The sequence below is a fragment of the Gammaproteobacteria bacterium genome (assembly GCA_013696315.1).
Taxonomy (GTDB): Bacteria; Pseudomonadota; Gammaproteobacteria; order JACCYU01; family JACCYU01; genus JACCYU01.
Genome location: JACCYU010000253.1, coordinates 1 through 14,341, shown reverse-complemented (window position 1 = coordinate 14,341; position 14,341 = coordinate 1). Strand labels below are relative to the sequence as shown.

At 61.4% G+C, this 14,341-nt stretch carries 8 protein-coding genes and 4 pseudogenes; 7 read left to right on the top strand and 5 right to left on the bottom strand.

What is annotated here, in order from left to right; all coding sequences use genetic code 11:
• The first annotated feature begins 324 nt into the window (after positions 1–324).
• From gltB to H0V34_14540, 4 genes and pseudogenes are all read left to right on the top strand, one after another.
• Positions 325–4,845: a glutamate synthase large subunit gene (gltB, locus tag H0V34_14555; GenBank protein ID MBA2492844.1), complete on the top strand. Its 4,521-nt coding sequence runs from the start codon at positions 325–327 to the stop codon at positions 4,843–4,845.
• A 23-nt stretch (positions 4,846–4,868) separates the two neighbouring features.
• On the top strand, positions 4,869–6,344 hold the full coding sequence (locus H0V34_14550) for a glutamate synthase subunit beta (GenBank protein MBA2492843.1): 1,476 nt from the start codon (positions 4,869–4,871) through the stop codon (positions 6,342–6,344).
• 135 nt (positions 6,345–6,479) lie between these two features.
• Positions 6,480–6,888 (top strand): annotated as a pseudogene (locus H0V34_14545) (heme-binding protein).
• A 193-nt stretch (positions 6,889–7,081) separates the two neighbouring features.
• The gene (locus tag H0V34_14540; protein MBA2492842.1) at positions 7,082–7,489 is read left to right on the top strand and encodes a DUF2177 family protein; all 408 of its coding nucleotides are present in this window, start codon (positions 7,082–7,084) and stop codon (positions 7,487–7,489) included.
• 15 nt (positions 7,490–7,504) lie between these two features.
• Here H0V34_14540 and H0V34_14535 read toward each other — a convergent pair whose 3' ends face one another.
• The 5 genes and pseudogenes from H0V34_14535 to H0V34_14515 all read right to left on the bottom strand — a co-directional run bounded on the left by H0V34_14535 (position 7,505) and on the right by H0V34_14515 (position 12,715).
• Positions 7,505–8,059 carry a chalcone isomerase family protein gene (locus H0V34_14535; protein ID MBA2492841.1) on the bottom strand — a complete coding sequence of 185 codons (555 nt, stop codon included), beginning with the start codon at positions 8,057–8,059 and terminating at the stop codon, positions 7,505–7,507.
• Positions 8,060–8,076: 17 nt separating this feature from the next.
• Positions 8,077–9,372, bottom strand: coding sequence for an MFS transporter (locus tag H0V34_14530; GenBank protein MBA2492840.1), 1,296 nt, complete (start codon positions 9,370–9,372; stop codon positions 8,077–8,079).
• A 3-nt stretch (positions 9,373–9,375) separates the two neighbouring features.
• Positions 9,376–10,598 (bottom strand): annotated as a pseudogene (locus H0V34_14525) (class I SAM-dependent methyltransferase).
• Positions 10,599–10,619: 21 nt separating this feature from the next.
• A pseudogene (locus H0V34_14520) lies at positions 10,620–11,359 on the bottom strand (DUF1365 domain-containing protein).
• A 35-nt stretch (positions 11,360–11,394) separates the two neighbouring features.
• A pseudogene (locus H0V34_14515) lies at positions 11,395–12,715 on the bottom strand (FAD-dependent oxidoreductase).
• A 158-nt stretch (positions 12,716–12,873) separates the two neighbouring features.
• Here H0V34_14515 and H0V34_14510 point away from each other — a divergent pair.
• The 3 genes from H0V34_14510 to H0V34_14500 form a co-directional block, all read left to right on the top strand.
• A complete protein-coding gene (locus H0V34_14510; GenBank protein ID MBA2492839.1) occupies positions 12,874–13,635 on the top strand; it encodes an SDR family NAD(P)-dependent oxidoreductase in 762 nt (253 codons plus the stop codon).
• An 81-nt stretch (positions 13,636–13,716) separates the two neighbouring features.
• A complete protein-coding gene (locus H0V34_14505; GenBank protein ID MBA2492838.1) occupies positions 13,717–14,082 on the top strand; it encodes a tautomerase family protein in 366 nt (121 codons plus the stop codon).
• A gap of 122 nt (positions 14,083–14,204) precedes the next feature.
• Positions 14,205–14,341, top strand: a 137-nt coding sequence (locus H0V34_14500; protein ID MBA2492837.1) for a hypothetical protein, incomplete at its 3' end; no start/stop codon positions are given.

Sequence of the window (14,341 nt, the reverse complement as noted above, 5' to 3'; positions counted from 1 at the left end):
AAAGAGCAGGAAACGAGTCACTTTTCGCGCCCAACACTCCCGTCAGCGAACCGATGAACCATCAACACGACTCGAAACCTGCGCTCGCGACGCGAGCCGGCTTCTCAAGTCCGACAGGCTGCTAGCTAACGCGCACTGCCATCATCTGCCGGCGTTGGATTGCGCGCGCCTCCCGCTTTGCTACACTAATCGTCAGGCCCGCCAGACGCGGCGGGGTGCTTCGTTCACAAACCCCTGCTCCGTCGCACTTTACTGCGGCTGCGCATCCATCAACTTCCGCACCTTTTTCGATTCGCGACACGGACTTTACTGATCTTGGCTAAACTGCGCCATTGCCAGCCGGGGCTGCTCGACCGCCGGTATTCGCATGCTGCCTGTGGGGTCGGCGTACTGGTCGATCTTCAGGATCGTAAAACGCACAGCCTGGTCGAGGAAGGATTGCGGCTGCTGGAAAATCTGGACCATCGCGGTGCCCGCGGCGCCGAGGACAAGACCGGCGACGGCGCGGGCATACTGATCCAGAAGCCGCATGCCTTCTTCAAGTCGCAGGTTGCGGACTTGACCGACTTCGATTCGTATGGCGTCGGCCAGGTGTTTCTGCCTCGCGATCCGGCCCGACAGCGAACGCTTACGGACTTGATTGAGCGGGTGGCGCGTGACGAAGACTTCGAGATCGTGGCGTGGCGCGAGGTGCCGACCGACAATTCCGATCTTGGTCGCACGGCGCTGGATTCGGAACCGGCCGTCAAACAAATGTTTGTGCGCCCGCGCGCGTCGCTGCGGCCAGAAGCGCTGGACCTGCGGCTTTACGTATTGCGCCGTCAACTCGAAAAGACAACCGCGCCGCACGCGGGTGGTGCGGACATCTTCTACGTCTGTTCGCTGGATCGCCGCAAGATCGTCTACAAGGGCCTGCTCACCTGCGGCCAGCTCCCGGAATATTATCCGGACCTGCGCGATGAGCGCGTCATCACCAGCCTGCTGCTGGTGCATTCGCGGTTCTCCACCAACACGCTCGGCGCCTGGGATCTGGCGCATCCCTATCGCTGCAGCGTGCACAACGGCGAATTCAATACTCTGCGCGGCAACGTCAACTGGATGCGCACGCGCGAGGCGGTGCTGGCGAGCGAGGCGTTCGGACAGGATATCGACAAGCTCAAGCCGATCACCGGCGGCGGCGACATGAGCGACAGCGCCGCGTTCGACAACGTGCTGGAGTTGCTGCTCGAATCGGGGCGTTCCCTGCCGCAAGCCTTGCGCATGATGATTCCGGAAGCCTGGCACAAGGATCCTCTGATGGCGCCAGAGCGCCGCCAGATGTACGACTATTTCTCAACCATTATGGAGCCGTGGGATGGTCCCGCGCTGGTGGCGGTCACCGACGGTTACCGGGTCGCCGCGATTCTGGACCGCAATGGCCTGCGCCCCTGTCGTTACTCAGTTACCAAAGATGACGTGCTCATCATGGCTTCCGAAACCGGCATTCTGGATACGCCGGCCAGTGATATCGTGTTCAATGGCCGCCTGCAGCCGGGCCAGTTGTTTCTGGCAGATACCATCGAGCGGCGCATCGTACCCGAGGCCGAAGTCTTCACCGAACTGACTCGTCCGCCTTACGCGCAATGGCTGTCGGCGCACCGGCTCAAGCTCGGTGAAATAGTCGCGAATGCCGATGAACACGCGATCAATGCACTTGACTACAGAGTCGATATTACCTGTCTGCAGCGCAGCTTCGGCTATACGTCCGAGGCGCTGCGCGTGCTGGTGCAGCCCATGGCGGAAGAGGGCAAGGACCCGATCGGCTCGATGGGCAACGACACGCCGCTTGCCGTTCTGTCGGCGCAGCCGCGACCGTTATTCAACTACTTTTTGCAGCAGTTCGCGCAGGTCTCCAACCCGCCGCTCGATTACATCCGCGAGGACGTGATGACCTCGCTTGAATGTCACATGGGAAGGCAGCGAAATCTGCTGGAAGAGACGCCGCTGCATTGTCGTCAGTTGCTGCTGGAATCGCCGATTCTCTCCGACCAACAGATGGCCGCGATCAAGGCGCTTGAACGCAATGGCATCCGCGCCCAATGCGTGGACATCACATTCCCTCAAGCCATGTCCATGCGGGAGGCGATCGAGGAAATGCGCGCGCAGGCCGCGCGGCATATCGATGCCGGCTGCGAGATACTGGTGCTATCGGATCGCGATGCCGGGCCTGAGCGACTCGCCATACCCAGCCTGCTGGCGATCGGCGCCCTGCATCATCATCTGATCCGTGTAGGCTTGCGTACGCGCGCCGGGCTGGTGATGGACTCCGGCGAGCCGAGCCTCGTGCATCACTTCTGTACGCTGATTGGCTACGGCGCCGACGCCGTGTGTCCCTGGCTCGCGTATCGCACTATCCGGCAGCGAATCGAGGCGGGCTGGCTACGCTCGGAGCAGCCGGTCGAGCATCATCTCGGACAATATTGCGCGGCCATCGAGGGCGGCATTCTGAAAGTCATGTCCAAAATGGGTATCTCCACTTTACAGAGCTACCGCGGTGGACAGGTTTTCGAGGCCGTGGGGCTGGACCAGGATTTCGTGGAGGAATTTTTTGCCGGCACCACCGCGCGCATTTACGGCGTGGGACTGGCGCACATCGAGCGCCAGCTGCGCGCCGCGCACGCGGTTGCGTACGGCGCGCACCTCAGCGGCGGGCTGGCGCTTGAGCCGGGCGGCGATCTTTACTGGCGACGTGACGGCGAACGCCATCAATGGAACCCGTTCACCATCGGCAAGCTGCAGCACGCGGCGCGCACCGGCGACCGGAGTAGTTATCGCGCGTTCGCGCAATACATCAACGAGCAGGAGACGCGCCTGCAGACGCTCTCCGGCCTGCTGGATTTCAGGATCGACAAGGCTAAGGCTGTTTCCCTGGATGAGGTCGAGCCGGTTGAGATGATCTTGAAGCGATTTTCCACCGGCTCGATGTCGTTCGGCGCACTGAGCCAGGAAGCCCACGAGGCGCTGGCTGTGGCCATGAACCGCGTCGGCGGCAAATCCGGCACCGGCGAGGGCGGCGAACAGGTGGATCGGTTCGGCACCGAGCGCGAATGTTCGATGAAGCAGGTCGCGTCCGGGCGTTTCGGTGTCACCGCGCATTATCTGGCGCAGGCGAAACAGATAGAGATCAAGATGGCGCAGGGTTCCAAGCCCGGCGAGGGCGGCGAACTGCCGGGCGGCAAAGTCGGGAAAAGCATCGCCGAAGTGCGTTTCACGGTGCCCGGCGTGGGCCTGATCTCCCCGCCGCCCCATCACGATATTTACTCGATCGAAGACCTGAAACAGCTCATTCACGACCTGAAATGCGCCAACCCGAGGGCCGAAATCCACGTCAAGCTCGTGTCGAAGGCTGGTGTGGGCACTATCGCCGCGGGTGTGGCCAAGGCGCACGCCGACGCGGTGTTAATCAGTGGCGACTCGGGCGGCACCGGCGCCTCGGTCAAGACCTCGATCAAGTCCACCGGCGCGCCCTGGGAGCTTGGACTGGCCGAAACGCAACAGGCGCTGCTCGGCGCAAATCTGCGCTCGCGCATTCGAGTGCGCGCCGACGGTGGCTTCAAAACCGGCCGCGACGTCGTTGTGGCGTCGTTGCTGGGCGCGGAAGAGTATGGTTTCGGCACCGCGCCGCTGGTGGCCCTGGGTTGCATCATGCTGCGCAAGTGTCATTGCAATACCTGCTCGGTGGGCGTGGCGACGCAAGACCCGGAACTGCGCAAGCTGTTCGCGGGCGAGCCGGAACACGTCATCACCTACCTGCGTTGCGTGGCCGAGGAAGTACGCGAACTGATCGCCGCCCTGGGGTTTCGAAAGCTGGACGAGATGATCGGGCGTGTGGATAAACTGGTGCAGAAACGCGTCACGCATCCCAGGCAGATCGATCTCGATCTGGGGCAGTTGCTGTATCGACCGGACTCGGATGACGATCCGCGCAAGACGCGCGAGCAGAATCACGGCCTGGCCGGCAAGCTGGATCATGACCTGATCGAGCAGGCGAGCAACGCGATCGAGCGCGGCGAGTCAGTCGTTATCGAGGCGAAAATCAACAATCGCGACCGCACCGCCGGCACGCTGTTGAGCTCGGCTGTCACCATGCGCCATGGCGCACGCGCATTGCCGGCGGACACCATCACGGTGCATTTCAGCGGCTCCGCTGGCCAGAGCTTCGGCGCTTTTCTGTGCGGCGGCATTACCCTGCATCTGGCGGGCGATGCGAATGACTACGTGGGCAAGGGCCTATCCGGGGGCAAACTCAGCGTCCGTACGCCGCCCGATGCAACTTATGCCGCCGCGGAAAACATCATCATTGGTAACGTTGCGCTGTACGGCGCGACCGGCGGCGAGGCCTATTTCAATGGGCAGGCGGGAGAGCGCTTCGCGGTGCGCAACTCCGGCGCGATGGCCATAGTCGAGGGCGTGGGCGATCACGGTTGCGAATACATGACCGGTGGCGCTGTGGTCATACTGGGCGCGATCGGCAAGAATTTCGGCGCCGGCATGAGTGGCGGCGAGGTTTACATATTCGACGAAACCCAGGATTTCAGGGCCAGGCTCAATCAGGAAAGAGTGCGGGCGGAAGATCTGGACGACGAGCGCGACCGGCAACTGGTGCGCCGCCTGCTCGAAAATCATGTCAGCTACACGGGCAGCGTCAAGGCCAAAAAAATTCTCGACGACTGGACGGCGAGCATCGGCCGGTTCGTGAAGGTCATGCCTGATGCCTACGCCGAAGTCGTCTCGCGCAATCTGGAGCAGGGCAAGGACATCCGCATGCACGCGCCGCAACCGGCCGTGCAGTCAAGGGTGGCCTGAATCACCGCCAGATACGCGCAGATATGAGTGAAAATCATCCCGACGGGTTTCTAAAATACCCGCGCGAGCCGATCGGTTATCGCGAGTCGCGGGAGCGCGTGCACGATTACGACGAGATCTACGCGCCCGCCTGGGACGCGCAGCATCTGCAACAACAGGGACAGCGCTGCATGGACTGCGGTACGCCGACGTGCATGGCGGGTTGTCCCATCGGCAACATTATCCCGGAGTGGAACGATCTGGTTTATCGCGGTCTGTGGCGCGAGGCGCTGGAGCGGCTGCACGCCACCAACAATTTTCCGGAATTTACCGGCTACACCTGTCCGGCGCCGTGCGAGCCGGCCTGCGTGCTCGCCTATAACAACGATCCGGTGACGATCAAGGACATCGAACGCGCCATTGTCGATCAGGGCTGGGCGCAGGGCTGGATCGTGCCCGAGACCCCTAAAATACGCAGCGGCTTCAAGGTCGCGATCGTGGGCAGCGGGCCTGCCGGCCTGGCGGCCGCGCAACAGCTGAATCGCGCGGGTCATCGGGTAACGGTGTTCGAACGCGATGACGCGATCGGCGGCCTGATGACATATGGTATTCCCGACTTCAAGTTCGGCAAATATCAGGTCGCGCGGCGCGAGGCGCAGTTGCGGGCAGAGGGCGTGCGCTTCGAAACCGGCGTCGATGTCGGTGTAAATTTATCCTTAAAGAAATTACAAGGTGAGTTCGATGCGGTCGCGCTGGCGATAGGTGCGCAACTGCATCGCGACGTGACGATTCCCGGTCGTGAGCTGGGCGGCGTTCATTTCGCGATGGACTATCTGATCCAGGAGAATCGCCGCCAGGCGCGCCGCCAGGTGACCTACCGTATCGACGCGAAGGGCAAAAACGTCATCGTGCTGGGCGGTGGCGACACCGGTGCGGATTGTGTGGCGACCGCACATCGGCAGGGCGCCAGACGAGTCGTACAGATCAGCATCAACTTCAAGGCGCCCGACGAACGGCCCGCGGACAATCCCTGGCCGGAACTGCCGCGTACCTACACCAAAACCTATGCACAGCAGGAAGGCGGCGTCGAGGAATACAACATCGATACGGCCGGATTCGCGGACACGGACGGCGACGGCCACGTCAATGAACTGCGCGTGGAGAGAGTGGAGTGGCAGTACGAGGGTCGCAAGCGGGTCGGCAAGAAGGTGCTGGACCCAGACGTGCGCATACCGGCCGACCTGGTGCTGATCGCGATTGGATTTCAGGGCGCCGAAGCCGAGCCGTTTAGGTCCAGCGGTATCGAAATGACCGAACGCGGCACGTTCAAGGTCGACGAACGCATGATGACCAGTCTGCCCGGCGTGTTCGCCGCCGGCGACGCCAGCCGCGGCCAGTCGATTGTCGTTTGGGCGATCGGTGAAGGCCGTGACGTAGCCCGTTGCATCGATGTCTATCTCACCGGCGACTCGAAACTTCCGGCGAGTCTGCGCACCGTGAATCCGCCACTGGGTCTCTAGGTCCAAGTCTCCGTTGCCGCTTGCGCATACCTCGCGCGCGAGCGATTATGACGGTTGTTTTATCCGCGGCGTGCGATGCACGTATTGCATCAACTTCGCCAGTGTCTGTGTAATCTTTACAACGGGAGAAGAAAAATGCACGTAGGTTTCGACGAAGCAAGAAAAGCAATCGAAGGCGCTCGCAAGAAGGCCGAAGAGATCGATACGAAGATGTGTATCGCGGTGGTCGACTCGGGCGGTAACCTAAAGGCGTTCGCGCGCATGGATGACGCCTGGGTGGGCAGCATCGACGTGGCGATCAAGAAGGCGAAGACGGCCCTGTTTTTTGCGATGCCGACCGGCCAGATCGGCGAGCTCTCGCAGCCATTCTAACGACGGGCTGATTACCTTTCCCGGCGGGCTGCCCATCGTCGACAAGGACAGCATTCTGGTGGGCGGCATCGGCGTGAGCGGCAGCTCGGTGGAAAACGACCATATCGTGGCGAAAGCCGGCGTCGACAAACTGGGAGTTTGCGACATGCCCGGACACCCTTGGCGCACGTAGGCGTCGAAAACGCCGCGCGGACCGTTTTGCGCGAACCGTTATTCAAGCCCGGATAATCCGCCGTCTCCCGCTGACGGCGGGCATCCACACGCGCGAAACCAAGCGATGTGCGAGAATGCGTGCGCCACATTGAGGCAGTCATCGATGCAGCAAGCCGTGTCGATTTCCAGCAAATCCGAAGAGTTTGCAGCGCATGACGACTTCCTTTTTCATCAAGCTTTACCTGCTGACCGTGCCGGTGTTTTTCCTCATCGACATGCTGTGGCTGGGCGTAATCGCGCGGAATTTTTACCAGAACAGTCTGGGTTCGATTATCGGCCCCGCCGTCAACTGGCCGGCCGCGATTATTTTTTACCTGATTTCCATTGTCGGGATTCTCATCTTCGCGGTGGTGCCCGCGCTGGCCGTTCAGTCGTTTGGCAAGGCCGCGTTGTGGGGAGGATTATTCGGTTTTTTTACCTACTCGACCTACGATCTGACGAATCTCGCAACCATCGAAGCGTGGCCGCTGAAATTCGCGGTGGTGGACATCCTCTGGGGCACCGTGTTGTGCGCGTCCGTGGCGGTGCTCAGCTTTTTTATCGGGCAGTGGCTGCGCTAATCTTGCCAGGATTGTCTATTCGGTTGCCAGCAATGCTTGCTTGAGCGACTCCGACAGCGGCTCTTCGCCAAGCCACAGCGCGAAGTAGCGGACGGCGAAATCGCGGCCTTCAATTTTTATCAACGTCTCACCGTTGAGCGATAGTTCGCTGCCCGCGCCCGGGCTGTAGCACAGAACATAATAGTCGTCCGCCTCGACGTCCCGATAAGCCGCGTGCAGTCTGTCGATACGCGCGTGTAACGGTGTAAGCGATGAGGCATCGTTCTGGCGTTTGAGCACCGTATCCGCGGCCTTGACGATATCCTCGCGGCCTATCGCGCGCTGATAGTCCAGACGCAGACACATGGGGACATCGCGCCTCAGCAGCTGTTCGGCGGCAACGCCACGCTTGCCGTAAAGTGCAGCCTCGTAGACCTCGACAAAACCCATGTAATGCGCCTCGCCGCTGCCCTTGAGCTCCATCGTGGCGCCATTCCGCTCCATGGTCGGCGCATAAGCCGAGGCGCGCTCGGCAACCAGGACGCTGGCAAGCGCAAAGCAAAGCATGGCTAAGACCGTTTTCAGGCGCATGAGATTACACTCCGGTTTCAATGATCGCTAACGGTGGATTGCCGCAGCAGTGTTTGCCGTGCCTCGTCGAGCGGAAAGCGCCAGACCATCAGCACTGCGGTCAGTTTGAACAGCACCGGCAGCCCGCCGTACAGCAGCGTGAGCATCCACAGCGTCGCCGGCGGGTTGTCGCCGCCGGGCGTAAAGCCGGCCAAATCCAGCAGCGGGAAGGCGATGCCCACCGCCAGTGCCAGCGCCAGCTTGGTAGCCATATTCCATAGCGCAAAGAACAAACCGGCGCGCCCGCCGCCGCCCTCGGCGGTATCGACATCCACTACATCGGCCTGAATGGACGCCGGCAAGGCCAGATCGGCGCCCAGACTTAAGCCCGACAAGAGGCAGATCACGCCGAAAGCGATGACATCGCCTGCGCCAAGGAACGGCACCCACATAAACACCGCACAGACCAGCAGCATCGACAGCGACCACGCCCTGTGTTTGCTTAAGCGCCGCGCGAGCCAGATCCACAGAGGCAACGCCGCAATCCCGGCCACGAAGTAAATGCCCAGCAATGCGCCGCTCGCAGCGCGCGCCTCCAGCACGTGCGCGACGAACAGGAGAAACAGCGTGGCCGGCAGCCCGTTGGCGATGCCGTTCACGAGATAGGCGGCCATCAAGAGCTTGAGCGGACGGTTGCGCGCGATGAGCCTTAAGCCCGCGCGCCAGGCGACCGGCGGACGGAGACGCTCGGGTTCGGGCACCACAACGAGTGCGGCCAACAGGGATATTGGAATCGCGAACCACAGCAACGTGGCCATCAGGTCCAGCGACGCCTGCTGGTTGTCGGCGCCGGTAATCGCAGCCGGCAGCGCGACGGCGAGCACGGTGCCGAGCAGCACGCAGCCTTCGCGGCTCGCGGTGATTTTCGAACGCCGGTGATAATCCGTACTCAGCTCCGCGCCCCAGGCCTGATAGGGCACCGCGATCAAGGTCCAGCCGAGGTAGGCCAGCGACATCCAGATAAATAGATAAACCGGCCCCACCGGTGTTTCGGGTCGAAAAAGCTGCTCGACACCGATCAACAGCAGCGGCGCGCCGAGCAATATCAGACCCTTGCGGTTGCCGAACGGCAAACGAAACCGGTCGCTGGCCCAGCCGGCAACCGGGTCGGTGAATACGTCCAGCAATCGCGCGGCGAACAGGCTCACGCCTACCGCGGCGGCGCCCAGACCCAGCGTCTCCGCGTAAAACGTGGGCAGGTACACGTACAGCGGCAGGCCAAGTGCTGCCAGCGGCAAACCGGGCAACCCATATGCCAGATAAGAATTACGCATCGGCTAGCGCGCCTGCTCCAGCGCCAGGTGCATCACGTCGATGCGGCCGGTATTGAAGCCGGCGGTGCAATACGCCAGATAGTAAAGCCACAGACGCAGAAACGGCTCGTCGTAACCTAGCGCGCGGATGCACGCCGCGTTTTCAACCACGCTACGGCGCCAGTGCTCCAGGGTAGTAACGTAATGCGAACCGATAAATGCCTGCTCGCGCACTATGAGGCCCGCGCGCGCAGCCTGCGCCGTGAGTACGGGCGGCGACGGCAGCATGCCGCCCGGGAGACATACAACTGGATGAAGTCCGGAGAGCCGCGGTAAGCTGGATAATACGCATCGCCTATGGTGATGCATTGCAGCGCCACGCGGCCGCCGGGTTTGAGGCAGCGCGCCAGTGTGTCGAAGTAAACGGGCCAGTAGGCCTCGCCCACGGCTTCGAGCATCTCGATAGAAACCACGTGATCGTATTGCCCGCTAATTTCGCGATAGTCCTGCAAACGTAGCTCAATGAGATGCTCGAGTCCGGCCTCGGCGACCCGTTTTTGGGCCAGCTCTAACTGCGCGGCCGACAAGGTAATGCCGGTCACGCGCAAACCGCGGCGCGCGGCCGCGAGCGCGAAGCGGCCCCAGCCACAACCGATTTCGAGCACGTGCTGCCCTGCGCGCGGCCGCAGCAGATCGAGCATGCGCTCGTACTTGCGCGCCTGCGCGGCTTCAAGCGATTCCTGGGCGCGCACGAAAAGCGCGCACGAATAGCTCATGCCGGCATCCAGCCACAGACGGTAAAACTCATTGCCGAGATCGTAGTGGCTCGTGATATTGCGCCGGCTGCCCGTGCGCGTGTTGGCGTGCAGCCGGTGCGCGATGCGTTTAGCAAGGCGCGCCAGTGCGCTGCCCTGAATGCGGTCACTTAAGTTTTCGTCGTTGATCAGCAGCAACTCCAGCAGCGCGGCGAGGTCGGGACTGCGCCAGTCGCCGGCCACAAAACTCTCCGCGAAACCGATGTCGCCGCGCGCCAGTACGCGCAGCGACAGACGCAATGGCCGGTCGATCAGCATATTCGCCGTAGGCCCGGGCAGCGCGCCCTTAAACACCTGTTGTTCCTGGCGGGGCGTGTTGACGGTCAATTGACCGGCCGCGACGTTGCCGCGCAACGTTTGCGAAATGTAGCGTTCAGCCAGAGACGTCAGCGGTTTAGGCGCTGTATACGTTGCGATTCGCTCAAGGCTCATTCTAGTTTTTCCTGTGGGCGCTTATTTATCCTCGGCGCTTATGGCGACGCTGGGTGGTTGGCGTTTTCGGTGAAATCGCGCGCCGCGCAACCAGATTTTGAACGCCTGCCAGTGAATCATGGTGATAACCTTGATCGCCATCAGCGGCATGCGCGCGACGCAGCCCAGTAACGTGCGATCGGACAAGGGCGCACCGCGGCCGCGCTGGGTGGCCGTCAGCAACGGACGATGGTGCTCCGTTTCCCTGATTACGATGTTCAGCCGCGCGCCCGGCGCGGCGAAATAAAACTGGTAATGACCTTGCATCGAGATCAGCGGTGACACGTGGAACTGCTTGGCGCGGCGCGCGCGCACCGGCCAGGACATGGGACGCCCGTGATCGTGCAACAGATAGCAATGCTGTTCGCCGAAAGTGTTTTTCACCTCGCATACGATCGCGCGCAAGGAACTGTCCGCGTGCCAGCAATACCAGATGCTCAACGGGTTGAAGACGTAGCCAGAATCCTCGGCATGCACAGCAGCATCACCTTGCCGCCGGCGAGATCGATGCCGAATCGTGAAAGCTGTTGTTCAATCCACGGACGCAGCGGCGTCCCATCGCGCGGGCCGTGGTCGCGGTCATGCGCGCTCAGCAGGTTAAAGCGGTTGTGCGAGAACCAGCGCAAACGGTGACGCAGCCGCGGGAGTTCATCGATATCCAGCAATACGCTGAAGACGCGATACGTAAAGCGGTATTTAGGCGAAGACACCCGCCGGTGCATGATCTTGCAGCGATACACGCGGCTGTGAATGTCATTCAACATCGATTCAGTGCTACTGGCCTGGATGGAGACTGCCAGGGCGGTGGCGCGTGCAGGGCGGTCGCGACACAAACCGCCGCGCGTAACGCGTCTTCATGAAATCCGTAACCGAAATAACTTCCACAAAACCACGTACGCGGGTTTCCCTGATGAAAACGCAGATCGCGCTGCGCGTTCACGGCGGCGCTATCGAAGAGCGGGTGGCGAAAAGTAATTTCGCTATGTATACGCGCCGGTTCACGCAACGGATTCAGAGTCACGAAAAACTGTTCGTGCCCCCCGAGTCGCTGCAGGCAATTCATCCAATATGTGACGGACACGTTGCCGCCGCTATCGCCGCGCTGGTCCGTGCCCCCCAGGTCCGTTGCACGAAGGTCCGATATGTAGTTCCAGGCCGACCACACCTTGCGGCGGCGCGGCATCAACGCCGCATCCGAATGCAGTACGGCGCGGTTCGCCTGGTAACGAAACGAGGACAGCAGCGCCTGTTCCTTATGCGTGGGCTGGTCGAGCAGCCCCAGCGACTCGTCGGCGTGGCAGGCGAGCACGATGTCATCGAACCGTTGTGGCGCGCCCGCCGCGACGTGTACCTCGACGTAATCTGGTTTGCGTACGATAGCCCGCACGGGCTGCGCGACTTGAACATGCTCAAGTCGCGGCAACATGCGTTTGATGTATTGGTAACTGCCTCCGGCCACGGTCATCCATTGCGGCCGGCCGCTCAGGTCCAGCAAGCCATGGTTGTCCAGAAAGCGGAACAGGTGGGACGCTGGAAACGCCAGCATTGCGTCGCACGGACATGACCAGATGGCCGCGGTCATGGGCAGCAGATAGTGATCACGGAACGCGCCTCCGAAGCGGCAATGACCCAGAAACTCGCCTAAATTCCTGGTTTGTGGCCCGCAAAGTTCGCGTTTCGCCGCGCGGTTGAATCGCACGATATCAGTTAGCATCCGCAGAAACTTCGGGCGCGCCAGGTTGCGACGCTGGGCGAACAGGGTAGCGATGCCGTTGCCGGCGTATTCGATGGCGCCGCCGTCAATCGAGGCCGAGAATGACATTTCCGTGGGCTGGCTGCTGACGTTCAGGGCGGCCAATAAATTGACCAGATGCGGATAATTGCGGACGTTGTAGACCACGAACCCGGTATCAATTCGCCTTGCGGCCGTCGGCGGTATCGAGCTCGATGGTGCGTGCGTGGCCGCCGAGGTAGTCATTTTTTTCAAACAGCGTGACCTTGTGGCGAACAGCCAGCAACCAGGCCGCCGCAAGCCCCGCGATTCCGCCGCCAATCACCGCGATGCGTTTCTGGCCCATATACTGCATCTTCGACACTAGCTAGACAAGGGGTGATACCCTACTATCTTTTGCCGTCTTTTTGTATAAGTTGGGTCGTGGATTTCAGCGAATTAAATGCCGTGCGATCGCCCGCGGCAGACCGTTTCTCGCGGCCCCGCTTTGAGGTCAGAACAGTGATGGAGTCAACGCAGACAAGCTCGCGCGTCGCCTGGGTGACGGGCGCGAGTTCCGGCATCGGCTGGCATTTGTGCCTTAAATTGGCGCAAGCCGGCTGGCGGGTCGCGGCCAGCGCGCGGCGCGAACAGCAGTTACGAGAGCTTGCCGCCGCAAGCCCGGAGGGCGCTGTGCGGGGTTACGCGGTGGATGTAACGGATGAAGCCGCGATGCGCGCCATATACCACGCGATTAGGGAGGCGTACGGGCCGCTGGACCTGTGCGTATTCAATGCCGGCGCCTATGAACCGGCGCCCGTTACCGAATTCGATCTCAAGCGATTTCGTACGCACGTGGAAGTCAACATCATGGGTGTGGCGCACGGCGTGGCGGCGGTGCTGTCGGACATGATCGCGCGAGGGCGCGGCCAGATCATAATCAACGCCAGCGTCGCGGGCTATCGTGGCCTGCCGAACGGCGCACCCTATGGCGTCACCAAGGCGGCATTAATCAACCTGGCCGAGACCATGCGCGCGGAACTTTCGCCCGGAGGCGTGCGTGTGCGGGTGATTAACGCGGGTTTCGTCAAGACGCCGCTGACGGACAAGAACGAGTTCAAAATGCCCGCCCTGATCGAACCACAGGACGCAGCGATGCGCATCATGCGCGAGCTTGACGGCAGCAATTTCGAGATCACTTTTCCACGGCGTTTCACGTACATGATGAAATGCCTGCGCTGCCTGCCCTACCGACTTTATTTTCCGCTCGTTCGCAGGCTGGTTTAAGATCCGTATTGCTATCCGGACGCGGTTGTTGCCGTGGCAAGTAATCGTGCTAAATCAACCCAACAGAAATAAGGACAATCCATGCCCCTGGTCAATATCTCGATTCTGAAAGGCAAATCGCCCGCTTACGTGAAGGCGATCGCTGATGGCGTGAATTCGGCAGTGATCGAAACCATGGGGTTTCCGGACGACGACCGCTACCAGATCATCCACGAGCACGAGCCGCACTGTCTCGAATATCAGTCGCGCACGACGGATCGCGTGATGATGCACCTGATCATGCGCAGCGGTCGCGCGCCAGGGGCCAAGCAGGCGTTTTACAGAAAAGTCACGGAAAACCTCGCGCGCGATCCCGGCATCGATCCAGCCAATGTGCTGATCACCATCGTCGAGAACCATGACATCGACTGGTCGTTTCGCGATGGCGAAGCGCAATTCGTGATGTGAAATGGAACGCGCGAGCGGTTCCGCCGCATGAGCCGGCGCGATAGTATTGCGACTGGTCAGCTGGATTACCACAGTGGAACGTCCATGACGCGTCCGCCCCGCCACCCGTCTGGAGTGTGAGCATGCAACAGGATCAACCCGAGCGTCAGCGCGCCATCACCTTGCGTTTTCTCGCCGAACCCGCACACGTCAATTTTGGCGGCAAGGTGCACGGCGGCGCAGTCATGAAATGGCTGGATCAGGCCGGTTACACCTGTGC

What these genes read in the sequence shown, in the direction of transcription:
- H0V34_14550 (MBA2492843.1), top strand. Translation starts at nt 4,869, where the DNA reads ATGAGTGAAAATCATCCCGACGGGTTTCTAAAATACCCGCGCGAGCCG.
- H0V34_14540 (MBA2492842.1), top strand. Translation starts at nt 7,082, where the DNA reads ATGACGACTTCCTTTTTCATCAAGCTTTACCTGCTGACCGTGCCGGTG.
- H0V34_14535 (MBA2492841.1), bottom strand. Translation starts at nt 8,059, where the DNA reads ATGCGCCTGAAAACGGTCTTAGCCATGCTTTGCTTTGCGCTTGCCAGC.
- H0V34_14530 (MBA2492840.1), bottom strand. Translation starts at nt 9,372, where the DNA reads ATGCGTAATTCTTATCTGGCATATGGGTTGCCCGGTTTGCCGCTGGCA.
- H0V34_14510 (MBA2492839.1), top strand. Translation starts at nt 12,874, where the DNA reads ATGGAGTCAACGCAGACAAGCTCGCGCGTCGCCTGGGTGACGGGCGCG.
- H0V34_14505 (MBA2492838.1), top strand. Translation starts at nt 13,717, where the DNA reads ATGCCCCTGGTCAATATCTCGATTCTGAAAGGCAAATCGCCCGCTTAC.